The 19,462-nt window shown below is 47.3% G+C and carries 15 protein-coding genes; 7 read left to right on the forward strand and 8 right to left on the reverse strand.

Features of this window, described 5'->3' with window-relative positions; all coding sequences use genetic code 11:
• Positions 1–1,055: 1,055 nt before the first annotated feature.
• On the reverse strand, positions 1,056–1,532 hold the full coding sequence (locus ASG16_RS22530) for a YhjD family protein (RefSeq protein WP_056486315.1): 477 nt from the start codon (positions 1,530–1,532) through the stop codon (positions 1,056–1,058).
• On the reverse strand, positions 1,529–2,791 hold the full coding sequence (locus tag ASG16_RS22535) for a DNA polymerase IV (protein ID WP_198674256.1): 1,263 nt from the start codon (positions 2,789–2,791) through the stop codon (positions 1,529–1,531). Before ASG16_RS22535 ends, ASG16_RS22530 begins: the two co-directional genes overlap by 4 nt.
• Before the next feature lie 537 nt (positions 2,792–3,328).
• Between ASG16_RS22535 and ASG16_RS22540 the strand changes: the two genes are divergently transcribed.
• Positions 3,329–3,610 (forward strand): hypothetical protein, encoded by a 282-nt coding sequence (locus ASG16_RS22540; RefSeq protein ID WP_048033632.1) that lies wholly within the window; start codon positions 3,329–3,331, stop codon positions 3,608–3,610.
• Between the two features lie 125 nt (positions 3,611–3,735).
• Here ASG16_RS22540 and ASG16_RS22545 read toward each other — a convergent pair whose 3' ends face one another.
• Positions 3,736–5,046 (reverse strand): MFS transporter, encoded by a 1,311-nt coding sequence (locus ASG16_RS22545; protein WP_056486318.1) that lies wholly within the window; start codon positions 5,044–5,046, stop codon positions 3,736–3,738.
• A gap of 221 nt (positions 5,047–5,267) precedes the next feature.
• Between ASG16_RS22545 and ASG16_RS22550 the strand changes: the two genes are divergently transcribed.
• Positions 5,268–6,866, forward strand: coding sequence for an amidohydrolase (locus tag ASG16_RS22550; protein ID WP_056486321.1), 1,599 nt, complete (start codon positions 5,268–5,270; stop codon positions 6,864–6,866).
• An 82-nt stretch (positions 6,867–6,948) separates the two neighbouring features.
• Here ASG16_RS22550 and ASG16_RS22555 read toward each other — a convergent pair whose 3' ends face one another.
• Both ASG16_RS22555 and ASG16_RS22560 read right to left on the reverse strand, forming a co-directional pair.
• Positions 6,949–7,428 (reverse strand): SRPBCC family protein, encoded by a 480-nt coding sequence (locus tag ASG16_RS22555; protein WP_056486323.1) that lies wholly within the window; start codon positions 7,426–7,428, stop codon positions 6,949–6,951.
• Between the two features lie 123 nt (positions 7,429–7,551).
• Complete coding sequence (locus ASG16_RS22560; protein ID WP_056486326.1) at positions 7,552–8,448, reverse strand: DMT family transporter; 897 nt, start codon at positions 8,446–8,448, stop codon at positions 7,552–7,554.
• 145 nt (positions 8,449–8,593) lie between these two features.
• Between ASG16_RS22560 and ASG16_RS22565 the strand changes: the two genes are divergently transcribed.
• Positions 8,594–9,472 carry a LysR family transcriptional regulator gene (locus ASG16_RS22565; protein ID WP_056486328.1) on the forward strand — a complete coding sequence of 293 codons (879 nt, stop codon included), beginning with the start codon at positions 8,594–8,596 and terminating at the stop codon, positions 9,470–9,472.
• 1 nt (position 9,473) lies between these two features.
• Here ASG16_RS22565 and ASG16_RS22570 read toward each other — a convergent pair whose 3' ends face one another.
• Both ASG16_RS22570 and ASG16_RS22575 read right to left on the reverse strand, forming a co-directional pair.
• Complete coding sequence (locus ASG16_RS22570) at positions 9,474–10,220, reverse strand: YwaF family protein (protein ID WP_056486331.1); 747 nt, start codon at positions 10,218–10,220, stop codon at positions 9,474–9,476.
• A gap of 363 nt (positions 10,221–10,583) precedes the next feature.
• Entirely contained in the window at positions 10,584–11,054 is a 471-nt protein-coding gene (locus ASG16_RS22575) for a Gmad2 immunoglobulin-like domain-containing protein (protein ID WP_056486334.1), read from the reverse strand.
• A gap of 158 nt (positions 11,055–11,212) precedes the next feature.
• Here ASG16_RS22575 and aspA point away from each other — a divergent pair, with 158 nt between their 5' ends.
• Entirely contained in the window at positions 11,213–12,637 is a 1,425-nt protein-coding gene (aspA, locus tag ASG16_RS22580) for an aspartate ammonia-lyase (protein ID WP_056486337.1), read from the forward strand.
• A 70-nt stretch (positions 12,638–12,707) separates the two neighbouring features.
• Here aspA and pdaA read toward each other — a convergent pair whose 3' ends face one another.
• Entirely contained in the window at positions 12,708–13,493 is a 786-nt protein-coding gene (gene pdaA, locus ASG16_RS22585) for a delta-lactam-biosynthetic de-N-acetylase (RefSeq protein ID WP_056486340.1), read from the reverse strand.
• A gap of 281 nt (positions 13,494–13,774) precedes the next feature.
• On the opposite strand from pdaA, the gene ASG16_RS31015 reads away from it, so the two are divergent.
• The 3 genes from ASG16_RS31015 (at position 13,775) to ASG16_RS22595 (ending at position 19,447) form a co-directional block, all read left to right on the forward strand.
• Entirely contained in the window at positions 13,775–14,032 is a 258-nt protein-coding gene (locus ASG16_RS31015) for a hypothetical protein (protein WP_056486343.1), read from the forward strand.
• A 100-nt stretch (positions 14,033–14,132) separates the two neighbouring features.
• Complete coding sequence (locus ASG16_RS22590; protein WP_056486346.1) at positions 14,133–17,405, forward strand: DEAD/DEAH box helicase; 3,273 nt, start codon at positions 14,133–14,135, stop codon at positions 17,403–17,405.
• Positions 17,406–17,590: 185 nt separating this feature from the next.
• Positions 17,591–19,447: a CotS family spore coat protein gene (locus tag ASG16_RS22595; RefSeq protein WP_056486349.1), complete on the forward strand. Its 1,857-nt coding sequence runs from the start codon at positions 17,591–17,593 to the stop codon at positions 19,445–19,447.
• Positions 19,448–19,462: the final 15 nt, after the last annotated feature.

Genomic DNA, 19,462 nt, shown 5'->3' on the forward strand with positions numbered 1-19,462 from the left:
AACGGATCGTTTTTTGATCAACATGCAGAGCTTTTATGCCAGTATCGAGAAAGGGGTTAACCCAGAGCTGCGAAACAAGCTGATTGTCGTCGCCGTCGATCCCGCTGCGTGTCGCATAGTTCAACCCTAACCAAGATTACCCTAGCCTCATCTTGAAGACAAGGTGGGGCTATTTTACGCTTGCTGTGCTCACGAGCATCTGACAAACGTTAATGCCAAGAAATCTTTCTTTACTGAGGACTCTTTTCGGGCACTCTAAGGGCAACACCACGATTAAGGAGGGCACCCTGATGCACAAACACCTAGTCTTGTTCCTACTCCTCCTGTTCCTGCCGCTGGGCGCCTGCGAGCCGTTTGCATCGCCGTCGACCCCCGGTCCCGGTCCGGGGATCTCATCCCCCGGTCCTGGTCCGGCGACCCCATCCCCCGGTCCTGGTCTGGTGACCCCGCCCCCCGATCCTGGTCCGGTGTCCTCATCCCCCGGTCCTGGTCCGGCGACCCCATCCCCCGATTCTGGTCTGGTGACCCCATCCCCCGATCCTGGTCTGGTGACCCCTGGTACTGGCTGCGACAAAGTAGCGGAAGTCGACAGGCAAATGAAGGAATTATATAACAAGTATCTCGAGGCTAATAAGGCTGGTAGAACGGAGGAGGCAGCACAGCTATACAAAGCCTATGCGGATGCCTGGAAACAACTGCAACACCTTAGAAGTATTTGTCCACATGTCCCTGAAAGAAGATGACGATCCTGCAATACCTGTCGGCTGGTCATCTGCTCAGATTGCGTGAGCCTGTTACTTTCTGGGGGGCAGCTGTCATCCGGCCGACCAGAGCTAATTTGAACCATTTAAGCCGGCCCGAGTTGTCGGCTTTTTTCTGTTAAATTTATCAAGGGAATGGGCAAGACCGTCCGCTTCCGGTAGACCGCTCTAGCACTACGTAAAGCCGTTACATTGATGTCCCAATCCACTCCGATAAAAACGAAGAAAACCATGATAATGGGAACAACAACAAAATCGCCAACTTATATGACGGTAAATTCGGATATGCAAGGTTTAATAGTCGTTTGCACCCATTCGACCAACTAATTCTTTGATATACATTGACAGGCGAATACTGATTTCCGAACGCATAACATCTCGGACCATTCCAAAGCGATCCTCGTATCCTCTACAAATAAAACGGTGATACATTACCATATCTGCTTGTTCATCACTCATTATTTTAATATTACGCTTCGACAATTCGCGGCGCAGACTGTACAAATCTGCACTTATTTGGCTCATTAGTGCTCGGCCTGCTGTCAAATAAAGCTGCTTGAGAAGGTTGGAATGGTTCTCTATGTCTTCGATGCTCTTTTGCACCATGCTTAACATGTGAGGAAGCAAGATGCAGTCTCGGATCATTTTGAACTCATCTTCTGTAGGTCGTTTACGGGAGTTCTTTGCGTCGTGACGATTTTCGTATTGTTCTTGATGCTCAGTAAGCAGCATTTTGGACTTCCACCGTTCATTACCGTCCAGTTTGCTCATTTGTAATGGCCTCCAATCTGTTCTGCCCTCTCGCGGGCTACTCCGGACTGTAATAATGACGATGCCCTCATAATAGCGGCGCTGCCGTATCTATCCTTAATTTTATCAGTCGCTCTCTCCAGGCTGTAGGCTTTGATCCGGTCGTCGAAAAAAGTAAGCTGAATGACGTTATCGTCTGTCAACTCAGTCAATGCAACAGATAGGTGGTTAACGGGCATACCGCTCCAATTTTTATGGAAAAGTCCGAGAGCTGCTGATGCGACTTCATGTGAAAGGGATGTAGGTTGTGGAAGTGTTACCTGTCTATTAAAAGACAATATCGAATGTTGACCATCTGTTTCCGTTGCTCCGACGGACACAACTCGCCCGATGTAACCCAGTCTCCTGCTGCGACGACAGACCTCCACCACCAATTCCAGCAGTATAACCTCAATATCTTCAATCCTCCGATAAAGGCTGCTTCTGAGCGCCTTGCCGTGACTAACCGATTTTAATTTATTACGAATACTTGCCACGACAGGGCTAGGGTCTATTCCACGTGCTGTTTGCCAATAATATTCCGCCTGTATATCACTTTGCTTGCCCATCTCTTTTCGCATACGCTTTTTAAAATCACCCAGTTCCAGACGCGCAATGTCGCCAATCGTGTAAAGACCCATACGTGTAAAATGACGAGCCATTCGAGAGGCAACCATAAACATTTGATGTACCGGTAACGGCCATAATACAGATTCTAAATTGTCGAAACCAAGTTTAAAGATACCTTCGGGCATTTTTTTAGCAAAATTATCAGTAGCCATTTTCGCTAACACTTTCGTTGGTCCAATTCCGCACCGCGTCCAAACTCCTGTTGATAACAGAACGTGTGTCTGGATCTGGTGAGCAATCTCTTCTGGAGCCCCGAAATAACTGATAGAACCTGTAACATCAAGAAACTGTTCATCGATGGAATAAGGTTCGACCTGGTCCGTAAATGACTCGAAGATCTCGGTAAGAAGCAGGGATACGGTGATATATGTTTGCATTCGGGGGCGTATTACGACCAAATCGGAACATTTCGCAAGCGCCTCGCCGACTCTTTCGGCCGTTGTTACACCGCGTGATTTGGCGACGGGGCAAGCAGCCAGAATGATACCAGATCTTCTAGAGGGATCAGCTACAGCGACTGGCTTATCTTTCAAGTCTGGCCGGGCAGCTTTTTCAATCGAAGCATAGAATGATTGTCCGTCAACTAACATAATGGTTCGCTCTTGAGGCACGGCATTTCACTCCTGTAAAGTTGGTGATTCGTAGATGTACTACAAAGTCCATACACGCTATGGAGGCGAACGTATATTCTTATTATATACCGAATGTATGTTCGTGATGCAATGAGAATAATTGGAATGCAAAAAATGCCCCCAGGTCATCCATATTGACCAAGTAGCGCGACGCCTCAAGCTTCGGGCAGGCTCTAAGGACCACTGGGCTCCTTTTGCCCGACTGCTGCATGTGAAGCTGGCAACGAATTTTTCGAATAAAGGAAAAGTAGGTACATGATGGGGAGTACACAAGGATACACAGTAAATAGACAAAAATAGGTCTCTTTTTCAAAAGCAAGCGGCAAAAAACAGCGTGCCGCGTTGAAACGGTGTGTGCGAGGAAGATGTGAGATTCCTGAAACGAAAAGCGGTCAAAAACAACCGTTTTTCGTGTTTTTTTGGCTTACACGGATTTTGCCAGAAGGGAGGTTTCCCTGTATTGTTAGATTATCTTTTGAAGCATATATTTGACGGATAGAACAAAGGAGATTTTACATGCTAGCACAAGAAATGGGTGTCATATTCACCAAGCACGCCGATCAAATTACTTCCAAGCGTTGGGGAGAATTCATGCAACAATTGGAGGAAAAAGGCCTGTACGTGCTCATTGAGACAGACACGATCGGAAGAGTGATGAGTCCATTGGGCGGATTGATGCCCATGCCGTGTAAAAGTGAGACGCTCCATATTGTGACAGCTGATGAGCTGGAGCAGCGCGGCTTGCCGCTCGGTCACCACATCGTAACGAAAACGAAAGAAAAAGTAGCCCAATCATAATCGAAAAACCAACGCAACCTTTCCCGTGGGAGCTAGCCTCCAAGTGGGAAAGGTTTTTTGTTGTTAAAACCCGCTAGGCAAGTCAGCCGAAGCGGGTTTTGTTTTGTCATGGGTGCACGCTTCGTTCAGTTGTCTGCTTTTTTAGCAGCAGGGACGTGACGAAATAGCTTGGTCATGCACACCCACGCGATGAGTGGGCCGATTCCGATACACAGAATCAACCAGTTCAGCGTAAGGGGAGAGACGCTTAAAGACGTTACTAGCAGGAAGATCAGAATCCCCACCAACCGACCAACGTCCAGAGCGAACTCTCGGAGCACGACATATTCGACCCGATTGCGTGCGCTCTCTTCGTTTGTGCCAATCAGATCAAAAATCGTGGAGAGCATGGGCACTGAAAACAGCGGATAAGCGATGGACACGGCAATCCCGAAAATAATCAGTGTCGTAAAGCTCACCTGCCAAAAAAATACGAAGAGAATCCCCCACATGATGACAGAACCAGCAAGCATTCCCCACTTGCGATAGCGAGGAGTGAACCATTTGGCGATCAGAAAGTAGCTCACCAGTCCGACGGCAGATGTAATCAACCAGTAGTTGCCGAGAGTCATCTCGCTTTTCGTGGAAATGTAGACGAGTAGACCGATCACAAAGCCGAATACGCCTTCACGCAGTCCTTGACCAGCCAAAGCGCCTGCCGCCCAACGCCACTCGGGCTGATCCCGCAAACAGCGTAAGGAAAAGCTCCAGGCATACGTCCCTTCCGATTGGCGTTTTTTCAGAAAAAAGCTAATGAACACGCCGACGACAAATAGCGCAAGAGAAATCCCGAAAATAAGGGAGTAGCCGCTATTCCCCGGAAGCCGTGTAATGAGCAACCCTGATATCCAGGGCGCGAGCATGCCGCCAATGGAAGCAAGCAACCCTGCCCAACTGTTGAAAAGGTCACGGTTATCGGCATTCGTGATTTCGAAGTACACCACATTAAAGGAAAGCCAGAAAAATCCACTCGCCATACCCTGAACGAGCCCAAGCGGTACGGCATAAGAGACAGCCTTTGGACCCGCCAGAAGAACGAGCAAATAAAAAAGGGCAGAAACCGCCATTCCGGAACGCAAGACATTCATTTTGTTCAAATTCTTGACGTACCAGCCAGCGAGCCAGAAGGTCAGAGCACCCGCGAGATGGGCGGAAAAAGTAAACCAAGCGATCGGTGCAAATTGACTTTTTACTTTCCACAAATAGACGTTTACAAACGTGCCAGAAAGGGCGCCAGCGGCAATGAATACAGCGTTGACCAGGAGCAGTAGCTTGGCTTGATTGTCCAGACGACCTGATGGCTTTTTCTGAGAAGGCTCGTGCCGCGACATTTTCAGACCAGTGGACTCCTGCATTTGAAGGAAGGATGGAAGGCGTTTTTTTGTTTTTTGCTGCATACGTTCCCTCCGCGCAAAAATAGGACATGAACATAACGTGCCCTACCGCTGCTGCTTTCAACAGGGAAGTAAGTAAACACCATGTTTTCCCAAGCCCAAAAGCGAAGTACGCAATTTTTTGAACGTTATTTCATTTCAGGGAGGAAAACGACTAGCAGCAAACAAATTAAGAGAGGATAGGCATACGAAAATACAGAAGTGAACAGAAAAGAGGTCACGAGATGACGACAACCATTTTCAGAAATGGACGCATTTACACAGGAGACTCCAGGCATTTGTTCGTACAAGCGTTGGTCGTTCGAGATGGAATTGTCCATGACTTGGGCAGCGATGCGGACATGCTTCTTCAATACGGAGGTAGTGATGCAACGGTCATTGATCTGCAAGGATATACCGCTACCCCGGGATTGATTGACAGCCACCTGCACTTGGGATGGCTCGGTCTCACCTTTTTGCAACTGGATTTGAGCAAAGCTCGCTCCAAGGACGAGATGCTGTTTCTCTTAAAAGAAAAAGCGCAAGCCACACCTGAAAATGCGTGGATACAAGGCTATGGCTGGGATGAGAATCTGTTCGCGGATGGTGGGGGCATTCCTGCCATCGAAGAGCTTGATCAAGCTGCCCCGCATTGCCCGATTCTTCTGGCACGAATATGTGGTCATGCGAATTTGGTAAACAGCAAGGCATTGGAGCTATGTGGCTATCATCGTGACATGGAGGTGCCTGCGGGGGGAGTCATTGTACATGATCCTGTGAGTGGAAAGCCAACAGGTATGCTCCTAGAAACTGCCTCCAACCTGATTACGAAGCATATTCCGAGACCTGCCTACGATCAGTTGAAGCAAAGCCTGCGCAGCTCGATTCGCTATGCAATAGCGCATGGATTGACAGGGGCACATACAGAGGATTTGCGTGAATTGGGCGGACTTGCGCAAACGTATCAGCTCTATGATGAGCTCATCAATGGTGAAGAGCTTGCACTGCGCAGCAACCTACTTGTCTACTATCCGCATATGCATGAGCTGCGCGACTTAAACATGACGGCAGGTTACGGAAACGCTCATGTGCAAATCGGTGCGGTGAAAATTTTTGCGGATGGGGCATTAGGACGCAGGACGGCTTACCTGTCAGCTCCGTACGCTGATGATCCGAGTACCAGCGGTTATCCAGTGCATGAGCAAGACGAGCTAACAGAGCTGGTCCGACAAGCACGTGGACTCGGGATGCCCATAGCCGTACACACGATTGGAGACAAAGCACTGGAAATGGTGCTGGACAGCTTGGATCAGTTCCCGGCAGTCGTTTATCGGGACCGCCTCATTCATACTCAAATCTTGCGACCAGACCTGCTGGACCGCTTGAAGCATCCTCATCGAATCGCAGATATCCAACCGCGTTTTCTTGCAGGAGACTTCCCGTGGGTGATGGATCGCGTAGGACAGGAGCGGATTCAGCACTCCTACATCTGGAAAACGATGATGAATGACGGAATCATTTGCGCTGGGGGCTCGGATACACCAGTAGAACCTATCGATCCTCTGTTGGGGATACACGCAGCCGTCACGCGCAAAGCACCGGGAGAAACACACGATGGATACTTCCCGCAAGAAAAACTGACGATGGAGGAAGCCATTCATCTGTTTACATTGGGCAGTGCACAGGTGACGAACGAAGATCATGTCAAAGGCACGCTGTCTCGTGGAAAATATGCAGATATGACCGTCTACTCGAAAGACCTGTTTACCATCGATCCAGACGAGCTGCTCTCGACAAAGGTCATGATGACCATCATTGGCGGAAAAGTTTGCTACACGTCTTGAAAAAATAACCCGAAAATCAGAGCAGCGGCTTTCCTTGGACAATGAAGTAATGTCCTGGATTGCCGCTGTTTTATGGAACGATCTACTTTTCAGATATACTTGCCAGGTGCTCTTCAAGACGATCCATGGTCTGTTCAGCACCTGGGACGGCATATGTTTTCACCTTATCAAACACAGCGGCAGGTTCTTCAAAAACGGTGCGATAAGTAAGTTTGGTTTTGCCATCCAAATCCTCAAAGATGGCTGTCGCAAGAAAATGAGGAAACACAGTATGCTTGAAGACGATCCGCTCGAGTTCAACAACCTCGACGAAGACGTTGGTGTTGGGAAAATCAACGCCATCAGGACCGTGCATGATAAACTGCCATGTACCGCCCGGTTTTAGATCAAACTTCTGGGAAGTGGTCGTAAAACCTCGAGGCCCCCACCACTTCGACAGGTTTTCCTCTTTCGTCCAAGCATCAAACACAAGAGCGCGTGGAGCATCAAAAACGCGGGTGATCACAATCTCGCATTCACCTACTTGTGTCGCGAATTTGTTTGTTTCATTGTTTACGTTCATTTCCATCCCTCCATCCTAACTAGCTTCGTCATGGATAAACTCATTTTTACAATCATAGCAAATTAATCAGGGATGAATTTCTTACAGATTGCTCTCTTGTATCATAGATGTGCAAAACCCGACTCAGGATAAGTGAGTCGGGTTTTTTGTCAACTGCTTTCCGCGCAGCAAGCTCTTCACATCGATTTCCGCAATCAGCACACTGATCAAAACGAGACCTGCGCCTATGTACCCGCGAACAGAAAGTGTTTCGCCTGTGACCAAGAAGGCAAACAAGGCTGCAAAGACTGGCTCCAAGGAAAAAATAACACCCGTGTGCGTGGCGGTTGTATATTTTTGGGCCACCGTTTGTACGACAAAGCCAATTGCACTGCACAATACGCTAAGGGCGAGTACGGCGATCCAAGCCTCTGTTGTCTGGGGCAAGGTGGGAGTCTCCAACGCAAAAGAAAAGACAATGCCCAGCAGCGCTGTAAAGCCAAGCTGGTAAATCCCCAACTGGATCGTATCCGATTGATTGGCCCATCGGCCTGTTACGGTAATATGTGTAGCGTAAAAGAGGGCACCAGCGATACATAGAAGGTCTCCTTGGCTGATGCGAAATTCAGCGCTTAGTGTGAGCAGGCCGATGCCGATCATGGCCAGTCCAGCGCCGACAAATACTCTTTTTTCAGGACGGTTTCTCAAAAGAATAGATAAGAGCGGAACGAAGATAACGGTCAAGCTAACGAGAAAGCCTGCCTGGGAAGCCGTTGTTGATTTCACTCCGTTCGTGATGGTGGCAAAAACCCCGAAAAGGAGCGCACCGAGTACGAATGCATGGAGCAATGTTTTTCGATTCGTGACACGCAAGCGTTTATGGAACAAGGCGGCTGCCAGTAGAAAAGCAATGCCAAAGCGGATACCGATCAGATTGAAAGTTTCCAAATCCTTCAATCCCATTTGCATAAACACATACGAGGTTCCCCAAAACAGGGTGACCAAAATCATAGCCAAATCGGCTTTTACTTGCGGTTTCATGATGGGATAAGCCTCCTTGCCCGGGTAAAAGCGGGTCCTAATCAGTGTTGCGCCATAAACAGTATACGAGTATCGTTTAAATAAGAAAAATGAATGTTTGTGATGATTTTCATGAATCGGATTCATGTAAAGGGGACGAAGAAGGGTGAGTTTGAACAAGTTTGAGGTATTCATCACCGTTATGGAGTCAGGGAGCTTAACCAAAGCTGGCGGGATACTAGGTCTGACACAATCAGCGATCAGCCATGCGATTGCGAGTTTGGAGCGGGAATTTGGGTTTTCGCTTTTGACCAGAGGACGATCGGGTATTAGCCTCACGAGTAATGGGGAGCGACTGCTTCCTTACATGCGTGAGACCTTGCGATGCCATGAGCGGATGAAACAAGAGGTGTTTGCCATCAACGGGTTGGAGGTCGGGACGGTGCGAATTGGGACGTTCACGAGTGTATCCACGCAATGGCTTCCCGGAATCCTCAAGCGGTTCCAAGACCAGTATCCGGCGATCGAGATTAAGCTGATGGAAGGGTATTACGATGGAATTGAGAGCTGGATTCAAACCGGAGAGATTGATTTCGGCTTTGTCTCCTTACCGACAACAGAGGATTTGGAATGTATTCCTTTAAAAAAGGATCAGATGTATTTGCTGGTGACAGAGGAACACCCGCTCTACGGAGAGGAGCGGGTGCATGTGAGCCGATTGGCCGAAGAGACATTTATTATGCCGAAAACGGGCTGTGACAATGATATACAGCGCTTGTTGGCCGAGTATCAGATCGAGCCACGAATCAAATATGAAGTGGGAGATGATCACGCGATTATTGCTATGGTGCAAAATGGGCTCGGGATTAGCATCCTTCCGGAAATGATTTTGTTCCGCTTGCCTGCAAATATCCGGATGATCCCGCTTGAAGGGGAGCATTACCGTTCGCTGGGGGTGGCAGCAACCTCTTTTTCCAAGCAGTCACCGGCTGCCAAACGCTTCTTGCAGTTTGTAACCGATTGGGTAAACGAGCAGCAGGTGTAATTCAGACAGACAAATCGCTCCTGACTTCCTTCGCCAACGACTTCTTTCGAGCAAAGGGCAGGTACAACACGAAAAACAACGCGAGCGCTACACCTTCCAACGAAACGATGTACCACGGATACGGGCCTAAAAAGTCAATCAGACTGGGATTGTCTGGTTTGCGCGAGACAAATAAGTAATTTCCGCCCGTCCATTGGTTGACGAAAAGTGCGACGAGCAATAGCAGGTTTAAAAAGCCCATCGTTTTCCAAATCGAACGGACAGTCGGACGGTAGCCTTCTACCCACGTCATGTACAGGCAAGCAAGGACGATTCCCGCGTGGGCTACAAAAAAATGCACAAAGCGAAAATGCGGAAATGGATAAAACAACTCGGGGGTAAGCAATGCCTGCATGGCGCCGCCAATCCCGGCAAAAAACGTAATCTCATACAGCCCGTTGCTTCTCGTCACCAGCATCACGGTAGAAAGAAGGAGAGTCACGCTACACAACTGCAAGGGCAATGTGTAAGCAGCCGTCCAGCTCTCGGTATAAACATGCCAAAGCTGATAACAAACCTCTGACAAAAGCAAGATTCCCGCAAGTACGTAACGCGTGACGAGTCGATTTGTCGGGGCTTGGAGCTTTTGTCGAAAGAAATAGGTGAGCACGACCAGACAGAGCACAAGAATCAAGGTGATAACGTGAGAAGTGGAAAACAGCCGAAACGGCTCTCCTGTCAGGAAAAGTGAAAAATAGGGTGAGGTCATGATGATCTCCTCTTTGTTTATTATTTTTTATATTTGAAAATTCACGAAATTTTAACAGATAGCTCTTTGTCTCATATAAATCTTTGGTTATAATATAAATAGACTACGTTACATCATTGAGAGGAGATATAGTCTTGAACTTAGTGCTCACGGAAAAACAATGCAAGTCTTGCCAGGCTCGCTTGACCGAGTATGAAATCGAGAACAATGGTGCGCTCTGCATGGAATGCTTCAAGGAAGAAAAAGGCGAGTAAAAGTAACAGCAAGGCATACGGCAACTGACTGTCTACTGCTATCTAATAATAGACCCTTTCAATCAGACCCTCTCTTTTTCATAGAGAGGGTCTGATTTTTTTACAGGCCTTATTCCGGGAGTGGAATGATGAGTTCCATTCTTCGGCTGCCGTCTTTCATGCTTGTTTCAAACAAGATCAGTGTCAGTGTGCTGTTCGGCTCCGCTTTTTTTACTTTCAGTGTATGGGTAAAATCTCCCCAATCAGGAGCAGCGGTCGTAGCCTGCACGGAACCTTGCGTCAGCTCGTTATGTCCATCTTCTACGACATAATTGAGTACAGCTTCGAATACGCTGGCCTGTCCTTTGATTTCAAACGTGTCTTGGGCGGTCTTCTTCACAGTGACATTGCGGAAAATATCATTGGCATAGACAGTCTCCTGTTGAGCTGGTTGTTCCGTTGGTGGTTTTTCAGGCGTTGTAGGTGGTTGCGTGGTTGCGGGTGGCTTCTGTTGTTCTGTTGGAGTGGAAGGGCTATTTGTGGCACTCGTGCATCCTTGCAGCAAGCCAATCGTCAACAGCAGCAAAAGCATTTTTTTCATGGTATCCCTCGATTCTGTCTGGTATGAAATGGTACCTACAAATAGTAAGACGTAAAAACAAATAAGAGGTTTCAGGTGGATAGGTCTTCCTGCGTCAAACTGTGGTAGAATGGAGAGGAAGTAGCAACCATTATTCCTAGAAGGCTGGTCTGATAAGAATGGAACAACAGACGTTTCGAGTGGAAAAAGACTTTCTCGGCGAGAAGCAAATTCCAGTAAATGCTTATTATGGCGTGCAAACGATGCGAGCAACGGAAAACTTCCCAATCACCGGGTATCGTCTTCATTTTTCCCTCATCAATGCAATGGCAATGGTTAAAAAAGCAGCTGCGATGGCAAATATGGAAGTTTCCAGATTGAATCCGCGTTTAGGAAATGCAATTGTCGCTGCGGCGGAAGAAATCATGCAAGGAAAATGGCATGATCAATTTATCGTCGATCCGATTCAGGGCGGAGCAGGTACTTCAATCAATATGAATGCCAACGAGGTAATCGCGAACCGCGGTCTTGAAATGCTTGGTGAGAAAAAAGGGGATTATTTCCACTTGAGCCCCAATACACATGTTAACATGTCTCAGTCTACCAATGATGCTTTCCCAACAGCCATTCATATTGCAACACTCACCCTGTTGGAAAAGCTGCTTGTGACGATGGATAAGATGCATGATGCATTTGGTCAAAAAGCAAAAGAATTCGATGATGTCATTAAAATGGGAAGAACGCATTTGCAGGATGCGGTTCCGATTCGCTTGGGCCAAGAATTCGAAGCATACCGTCGAGTACTTGAGCGCGATATCAAGCGTATCAAGCAATCTCGTCAGCATTTGTACGAAGTGAATATGGGAGCGACTGCGGTAGGAACGGGGTTGAATGCTGATCCTCGTTACATTACCACAGTAGTTAAGCATCTTGCTGACATCACAGGCTTCCCGCTGACAGGTGCAGAGCATCTCGTGGATGCTACACAAAACACAGATGCGTATACAGAAGTATCGGCAGCACTGAAAGTTTGCATGATGAATATGTCTAAAATTGCGAATGACTTGCGTTTGATGGCATCAGGACCTCGAGCTGGACTGGGTGAAATCTCCTTGCCAGCACGTCAGCCAGGCTCCTCGATCATGCCAGGAAAAGTCAATCCTGTTATGGCAGAGCTCATCAACCAAGTAGCGTTTCAAGTCATCGGAAATGACCATACGATTTGTTTGGCATCCGAGGCAGGTCAGCTAGAACTGAACGTTATGGAGCCAGTGCTTGTCTTCAACTTGCTGCAATCGATCAGCATTATGGACAATGCATTCGATGTCTTTACGCGTCACTGCCTGGAAGGAATCGAAGCAAACCGCGAGCGCATGAAAGAATACGTGGAAAAAAGTGTTGGCGTCATCACTGCGGTGAATCCTCACCTCGGGTATGAGACTGCTGCACGTATTGCCCGCGAAGCCATTTTGACAGGAAAGTCTGTACGTGAGCTGTGCTTGCAACACAATGTACTGACAGAAGAAGAACTGGATCTGATTCTCGATCCATTTGAAATGACTCATCCAGGTATTGCTGGAGCATCCTTGCTGGATCGCAACTAAACCAAAAAACTCCCGCGCTTTGCACATGCGAAGCAGCGGGAGTTTTTGCTTGCAAAAGGAAGAGTTTGTACTACTTTTTCGGAAGCTGATCCAAGTTCTTGAATTCATAACCTTGCTTGCGTGCTTCATCGATTATCGTCCCGAGAGCCTCTGCATTGTCTTTGGAGACAGAATGGAGCAGAATAACAGCACCGGGATGCAATTGGGCCATCACGTTATCATAAGCGTATTTTGCCCCACGCTGGACTTTGGTATCCCAATCCTTATAGGCAACCGACCAAAAGACATTGGTATAGCCCAATTCTTTCGTCACAGCAAGAGTGCGATCGCTGAAAATTCCTCTAGGAGGTCGCAAATAGCGCATGGTAGCTTGTCCGGTCACTTGCTGGACGGCATCACTTACTTTCGTCAATTCATCTCTGATTTTCTGATTCGGTACGGTTGTCATATCAGGATGGCTCCACGAATGGTTGCCGATCAGATGCCCCTCTTTTGCCATTCGCTTTAATAACTCCGGCTGTTCCTTCACAAAATGTCCTGTCACAAAGAAAATAGCGGGGACTTTTTTCGCGAGAAGGGTATCTAAAATCTTTGGTGTAAAGCCATTTTCATAACCGTTATCAAACGTTAAGTAAAGCTCTTTTTTTGTGGTATCTCCTAAAAAAACCGCACCGTGTCGATCCACAATGCCTTTAAAACCTTCTTCATTGATAGAGGGTAATTGTCCATTCTTGCTCTTTTTAAACCCAAAATGGTACGGGTGATCTGGTGAGGCCATAATCAAGTCAACTAGCAAGGCATTTGTAAGCAACAAGCTAATCCCGATCAACAAGCTTTTGATCCATCGTCTTTTCAATAATGAGCTCTCCCTTCTGTAGCGAAGTCATGATGTATTGGAGTCGATTCCCTCAAAAGTTTGTCCAGTCTACTTCCAAATATGTAATCGTTACGTATGCAACAGTAGCTTGTTTGGTGCATGCGTTACTTACAAGGGCAAGTTGTGCAAAAGTCTACTGTGTGGTAGGGGACAACTGTCCATACATGAAAAAGGAACGTTTCATATAGTATCAATGTCGACAGTAAAGCTGTTGGCAAATGCTGCCAAGAGAACATATATACCCAGGAGGTGTGGTTAACATGAACGAATGGTTGGAGCAATTGCGTGAGGCACTTGGTGAAGGTGCAGAAGAAATGGAAGTAAAGATCGAATACGAAGATGGTACTACGAAAAAATTATACTTTGGTACTAATGACGACGATGACGATGACGAAGACGAAGATGAAGAAAATGAAGAAAATGAAGACTATGCTGAAGAAGAATCTGATGCCGAAGATTCCGATGACGAAGATTCTGAAGACGAAGATTCCGAAGACGAAGATTCCGATGACGCCTAATTGATTTTTATAGGTGGGAAAAGATACGCTTTCATGCGTATCTTTTTTCAGTTGCATTCTGTAATATTAAACATATTTCAAGATGAGGATGGAACAGAAAATGAGCTTTCAAGTGAGCCATCAAATAATAAAAGAATGGTGTGGTCGTCTTTCTTATGAGAGAGGAAAGGCTTTTTACCGTTCTGGGAACGTGCTCGTGGAGCATTTTCAACCGGAACCTGCTTGGATCAGAACGACAGTGAACGCAGGAAAAAATAACTATCAAGTCACGATTGAACTGGACGAGTCTGGTATGGCAGCAGTGTGTAGTTGCCCTACTTTGGCGTCGTACGATCACTACTGCCAACATATCGCAGCCTCGTTGTTAACCTTGCGTGATCTGCAAGCAGACGAGCATCCTGGCAGCTATTCCACTTCCTTTACCACGAGACAAGCAGGCGTGACAACACAGCCTGATTCGCAACTAACAGAGGGACTGTTCGGCTTGTTCGTGGACCGGCCGATTCGGACAAGCCATAATCGTGTGTTGCTAGATTCACGAGCAACACTTGGCTTGGAAATCATATGTAAAATCGTACCGTACGGCTTTCGAAAGAGCATGATCGGAATAGAGTTGAAGCTAGGGCCAAAAAGGTTGTACATCGTAAAGGATATTCGTGCGTTTTTAGACCGGATGGATAAGCAGCAAGTGTATCGATTCTCTAGCCAATTTACCTATGATCCGAATTTGCATCGCTTTTTGCCAGAGCACGAAGCCATCCTCCGCGAACTCTTGCAGATTTATCGCACGGAAAAAATATATCGAGAAACTGCAAGCTACCATTATCAAGAACAGAAGCATGTGGGTGGGGAACGGGTTCTTCTTGTTCCACCATTTACCTGGGAGCGGTTATTTGCATTGCTACTTGCCGCACCTTCTGTTCACATTCAGCATCATGACCACATGTATCCAACGTTTGCATGTATAGATGAGCCGCCGCCACTCCACTTCGAATTTGACCAGACAAAAACCGATCAATATCAACTGGAAGTGCAAGGGTTCAGGCAAATCACTGTCTTGGAAGCTTACGGATTGTTGCTCGTAGATGGTATATGGCACAGACTGCCGAAGGAACAATGCCACAGTTTGGCAGAGCTGAAGCACTTGTTAGAATCTCATAGCAGTGAGCGGATTCACATTCCCGCGGAAAAAATCGAACCATTCATGGTGCAGATTGTCCCGGCCCTGATGAAACTGGGGAAGGTGCAAATTGCAAAAGCTGTCTCCGAACGGGTCGTGCAATTCCAGTTAAAAGCCAAGCTTTATCTGGATCGGGTAAGGGACCGACTCCTGGCGGGACTGGAGTTTCAATACGGTGATATCATCATCAATCCGCTGGAAGGACAGGAAGGGGGAGGACAACGTGGCAGTGAGCTGATTTTGATGCGTGACGGGGAGAAGGAGCGGCAGATTTTAGAGCTGATGGAGGAGGGTGCCTTTACCCGCACGGAAGGAGGGTATTTTCTAGATGACGAGGAAGCTGAGTATGACTTCCTTTATCACGTCGTCCCAAAGCTGGAAAGGCTGTTAAAGGTATACGCGACAACTTCCGTAAAAATCAGGATTCAGCCTCTTCACATCCCCCCTAAAGTCAAAGTGGATGTTGATGAGCGAACAAATTGGCTCGATTTTCGCTTTGATATGGATGGGATACCAGAGTCCGAGATCCGAAGTGTTATCCAATCGGTAGAAGAAAAGCGCAGATATCATCGGCTGTCGAATGGAGCGCTTCTGCCGCTTGAGACAAAGGAATTTGAGCAAATCAATCGTTTCCTGGACGAAATGGGCATGCAATATGCTGAGCAAATGGGAAGTGGTTTTCAACTGCCTGTTTTTCGCGGGCTGCGCTTGCTTGATTTACCCATGCAGGGACAGTCTGTTCAGCTAGGGAAATCATTGCGCCAGTTTTTGGAGAATATGCGTAACCCTGATAATCTGGACTTTCCCGTACCCGAATCTTTGCGGGGGACACTTCGCGATTATCAGAAGTATGGCTATCAATGGATGAAAACATTGGCACACTACGGCTTTGGGGGAATTCTCGCTGACGATATGGGCTTGGGGAAGACATTGCAAAGTATTACCTTTCTGCTCTCTGTTCTGCCCGAAATCCGAGATCAAAAGCTCCCAGCGATTATCGTGGCTCCTGCCTCTCTTTTATACAATTGGCATAATGAAATCAAAAAGTTCGCGCCAAATATCCGTAGCGTGATTGTGGATGGCACGAAGGAAGAGCGGAATCAAATCGTAAACGAGCTGTCGCAAATCGATGTGCTCATTACCTCGTATCCGCTCTTGCGTCGTGATCATGCCCAGTTCGAGGAGCATTCCTTCCACACCTTGATCTTGGATGAAGCGCAAACCTTTAAAAACTATGTCACGCAAACAGCTCAGACCGTTAAACGAATAAAAGCCAAACATCGCTTTGCCCTGACAGGAACACCTGTGGAAAACAGGGTAGAGGAGCTGTGGTCCATCTACGATGCTGTTTTCCCTGAGCTATTTCCGGCACGAAAGGAATTCCTTGACTTGCCGCGAGATACGATTGCGAAGCGGACGCGTCCCTTTTTATTACGCAGGCTCAAGACTGAGGTACTGAAGGAATTGCCGGCCAAAATTGAAACACTGCAAAGCGCGAGACTGTTGCCAGAACAGAAAAAGCTGTATGTCGCCTATTTGGCGCAGCTCCAACAGGAAACAGTGAAGCATTTGTACAATAAAGGCTTTCAAAAAAATCGGATCAGAATTCTCGCAGGCTTGACGAGACTGCGCCAAATTTGTTGTCATCCAGCGCTGTTCGTCAAAGAGTATGATGGAGGGTCAGCCAAGCTCGAACAGCTATTCGAGATTATCGGTGAATGCAAAAACGCTGGGAAGCGCGTTTTACTCTTTTCTCAATTTACGGAGATGCTAGGGATAATCGGACGCGAGCTGGGGTATCACGGTGTCCCGTTTTTCTATCTGGATGGACAGACGCCAGTGGCAGAGAGACTAGATTTGTGCAACCGATTTAACGAGGGAGAGCGGGGTTTGTTTCTCATGTCATTGAAAGCTGGGGGAACAGGATTGAATGTGACGGGTGCGGACACCGTAATCTTGTATGATCTGTGGTGGAATCCCGCCGTCGAACAACAGGCGGCTGATCGTGCCCATCGTATCGGACAAAAGAACGTCGTTCAAGTGATCAGGCTTGTTGCGGAGGGAACGGTCGAAGAGAAGATGTACGAGCTGCAACAAAAAAAGAAAAACTTGATCGAGGAAATCATTACACCGGGACAAGAGGCAATCTCTTCTTTAACCGAGCAAGAAATACGTGAATTACTGATGATTTAATATGAACAGCTTGACAGTCGCTACCATGCGAGGGGTCAAGCTGCTTTTTTTTGCGAGACTATATCCCTGTGCGAATAACGATTTGGCTGACTCCCAATGATATTTGTCCGGTTCGAGAAAAGGACAGAGCGAATAGCTTATGGAGAAGGACGAAGGCATCACCACAGAAGTGTGGGGGGAATGGAATGGAACAATATGTGATTAAGCCATGGGATACCCGAGAAGGGAATGTGGAAACGCCGGCTAACTGGGATTTGACAGTGCCACCGGAAGTAGATGCGATCGCAGATCAAGTGATCAAAGAGTATGACATGTCAGTGAAGAGTCGTACGCTCATTACTTCCAAGCCAGACAAAGGCGGGGCGATTTGGCGCATCGAGACAGATAAAGGTCCGCGCAGCCTAAAGGTACTGCACCGTACGCCTGAACGCAGTCTCTATAGTGTGGCTTTCCAAGAATACGTCGTCAAACAGGGGGCAAGGGTACCAGCACTGATTCCTGCCCGAAATGGTAGTCTTTATGTGGAAAAGGGTGGGAAACTCTGGATTGTTACCGATTGGATTGCCTTGCAACCGGCAACAAAAGTAGATTTGGTAGGCGCGCAAGAGCTTTGCTACGGTCTTGGTGAATTCCATCGTCATTCGAAAGGCTATGTTCCGCCCGCAGGAGCCAAAAACTCTTCCCGTTTATATCGCTGGCCCAATCATTATCAAAAGATTGCCAAAAAAATCGGATGGATGCGGGAAGTAGCGAAAGCCTACAGTGAAGCTCCAGCAAGTAAATCCATTTTGGCGGTCGTCGATCACTATGAACAGCAAGCATGGGCAGCCTTAGAGAAATTAAAATCATCTGCCTATCCGAAAATGATCAAAATGGGAGAGGCGCACTGGGGATTGGTGCACCAAGATTACGGCTGGTCAAATGGTCAAAATGGTCCCGGAGGGCTTTGGGTCATTGACCTGGATGGCGTGTCGTACGATTTGCCGTTTCGGGATTTGCGCAAGCTCATCACAAGTACGATGGATGATATGGGCGTCTGGGATGTTACCTGGATGCGCGGCATGATCGAAGCCTATCATAAGGCAAATCCACTGGATCGCGAATCGTTTGAGGTGCTCTTAAATGATATGGCAGTGCCAAACGAATTTTACAAGCACCTCAAAGAGATGTTTTATGATCCCGAAATCTTTCTGTCTACGGAAGCGGAAGGCATTCTGCAACGAGTTTTGACGGGGGATAAAACGAAAGATGCGGCATTGGCAGAACTCGCAAAAGACATCAGCAAATACCAACCGGGCAATTATGACCAAATAACGGAAGTAGTTGAACCGCAAAGGTTGGCCTCAGGTATCCAGGAATTCATACCTGTCGCGGTATCCACTCCAACAACGGAGTCTGTTGTCGAGGAACCGAAAGTCAAAAAGTCTACTAAGATCAAGGTGTCTAAAGATAAAGAGTCTAAGAACAAAGAGACTAAGGATAAAGAGTCTAAGAACAAAGAATCTAAGAACAAAGAGACTAAGGATAAAGAGTCTAAGGTGAAGGGATCCAAAGACAAAGAGTCCCAAATCAAGAAGTCGAAATCCGAGCAAACGGCCATTCTGCCAAAAGAAAGCAAAAAGGAAGGGGCAGAGGCAGAACAAAGTAGCACTACCCGCAGAACTCGAATCGCATTTTCGGGAAATGTTCCTTTTACGCCATCAGCGCCATTCGTTGTAAGTGAACCACGAAAACTCGTTCGTCAAAACAAAAAGCGGGGAATGAGCACTGCCGTCTCAAAAAACAACAGCAAAAAGTCGAGTAAGCTTCAAAGCAAAGTAAAGATCTCTGTCGAGGTAAAGGCCAAATCATCACAAGCAAAATCTGCAAGTCAAGCAGAGAAAAACAAAAAAGGAACTGTATGGACATCTAAACAGCAGTCCCGGACCGTCACTTCCAACAAGAACAAGAAGGTTGCCAAGGCGGCGAAACTAAGCCGTAACCTCATCAACAATCAGTTGAAGAAGCAGCGTCCAAAATCGAAGAAGACGAGAGGCAACTAATGTAAGAAGTCGGAA

Origin of the sequence: Brevibacillus sp. Leaf182, from assembly GCF_001423865.2 — a bacterium.
Taxonomy (GTDB): Bacteria; Bacillota; Bacilli; order Brevibacillales; family Brevibacillaceae; genus Brevibacillus; species Brevibacillus brevis_C.